Source organism: Lelliottia sp. GFLA7 (assembly GCF_056490165.1).
Window position 1 is genome coordinate 1 of record NZ_JBWLAQ010000115.1, and the last position, 404, is coordinate 404.

Consider the following 404-nt stretch of genomic DNA (forward strand, 5'->3'; position numbering starts at 1 on the left):
TCCACGCGCGTCTCGTCGCCGACGGGATGGACGTGTACACCGCGCAGCTGCGGATGGACCTCGTCGGCCGGGTCGATGCGGCCCGCCTGCGATCGGCGCTCGACGCGGTGGTCGAACGGCACGCGAACCTGCGGACGGCCTTCGTCTACGACGACTCCGGTGCGCCCGCCCAGCTGGTCCTCGAGCGCGGCGAGGTGCCCTGGAACGAGGTCGACCTCCGGCAGCTGCCGGCCGCCGAGCGCGCCCGGGAACTGTGCCGGATCCTCGACGAGGACCGGACCACCCGGTTCGACCTCGACCGTCCGCCGCTGCTGCGGGCCACGCTGGTCCGCCTCGACGTCGACCGGTACGCGTTCGCGGTGACCAACCACCACATCGTGCTCGACGGATGGTCGATGCCGCTG

1 protein-coding gene is annotated in these 404 nt (G+C 72.5%); it reads left to right on the forward strand.

What is annotated here, in order from left to right; genetic code table 11:
- Positions 1 to 404: condensation domain-containing protein (locus tag AC07RN_RS21425; RefSeq protein ID WP_478337290.1), on the forward strand; the 404-nt coding region annotated here is incomplete at both ends.